This is a genomic window from Cloacibacillus sp., assembly GCA_036655895.1.
In the GTDB taxonomy this organism is placed as follows: domain Bacteria; phylum Synergistota; class Synergistia; order Synergistales; family Synergistaceae; genus JAVVPF01.
The window spans coordinates 1-1,455 of the sequence record JAVVPF010000121.1; the positions used below are offsets into that span (position 1 = coordinate 1).

The following is a 1,455-nucleotide window of genomic DNA, read 5'->3' on the forward strand; positions in this document are numbered from 1 at the left end:
TCTGCGAAGACCATCCGCTCAACAGGCAGATAGCGCGCAGACTGCTTGAAAAAAACGGCGTCCTCGTCACCTGCGCCACGGACGGACAAGAGGGCGTTGAAACATTCGTCGGCTCCCCGCTCGGCTTTTTCGACGCCATCTTGATGGACATCCGTATGCCTGTCATGGACGGCCTTGAAGCGACGCGAAAGATCCGGCGGCAGCCGCGAAACGACGCCGCGCACATCCCGATAATCGCGATGACTGCGAACGCCTTCGACGACGATATAAAAAAATCAAAAGAAGCGGGGATGGACGCGCACATCACAAAGCCGTTCGACCCAAAAAGGCTGTGCAGCGAGCTATATTCTCTGATAACAAAAGAAGATGGACGGAGGCTGAAATTTGAACAGTATAAAACTGATAATTGAGGCCTATCTCAATGAATATCTGCTGCACAGAGATGTTGAAAAAACGCTCTCTCTGCTTTCGGACGACATCTGCTGGATAGGCTGCGGCGAAGGAGAGAAAGCCTTTGGCGCGGCGGCCGTAAAAGAAATGCTCTGCCGTGAGATGAAGGTGACGCCCGCTAAATTTGCGTGGAAGATATCCAATTATCACGAGGTAAAGATTGGCGAAGAGGCAGCCAGCGCCGTCATGGACTTAAGCGTCGAAGACCTTACGCAGAAGCACGCCATAAGCGCCATGAACATCAACTTCACCTGCTCCCGCGCGGGCGATGCCGTTAAGATCCGCTCCATACACGTTTCCGTACTAAGCGGCCTTCAGGACAAGGACGAGTTCTTCCCCGTCTCCCACACAGAAAAAAAACTTCAGCGGGACCTGCTCGACTCGCAGGCGGAGATGACGCTGCTCATGGACACGGTGCAGGCCGGCATCGTCGTGCTGCGCTACGACTGCGGCGCGCTTTTTCCCATCTATTTCAACGACGGCGTCTGCCGCCTGCTTGACACATCGCGCGACAATCTCCTGATACATTACCGCAAAGACGCCTATGCCGGCCTCCATGTTGAAGACAAGGCGCGCGTAATCAGAGCCTTCGACGACGCCGCTTACAACATGACGAAAATCTGCGAGACATACCGCCTCATGGGGCCGGACAACGAATATATATGGGTCAGCATCGACGCTGTGCCCGTGCGGAGGACGGACGGCAACGTATACTTCTACGCAGTCTACACCGACATCACAGCCGAGCGCAGACTGCTGCTTGAGGGGCGCATCCGCGAAGAGACGATAAACATCGCCGTCGAACAGACGGGCGTCAACATCTGGACGCTCGACCTGGACAAACGAAAAATATCCTATCACCATAAAGACAAAAGCCCCTCCATGCTCTGCTGCGGGGAATACACCTGCTGCGTCCCCGAGAGCTTCATCAGCGACGGCAGAATATTTGAAGAAGACATCCCCGTCGTACTCAAAATGTACGACGACATCTATAACGGAGCCGCG

2 protein-coding genes are annotated in these 1,455 nt (G+C 54.6%); both read left to right on the top strand.

Translation table 11 applies throughout. The features are described 5' to 3' along the window. The coding region (locus tag RRY12_13235; GenBank protein MEG2185638.1) for a response regulator at positions 1-410 on the top strand (410 nt) is incomplete at its 5' end. Beyond that, on the top strand, positions 385-1,455 hold a 1,071-nt coding region (locus tag RRY12_13240), incomplete at its 3' end, for a PAS domain-containing protein (protein ID MEG2185639.1). The genes RRY12_13235 and RRY12_13240, both read left to right, overlap by 26 nt.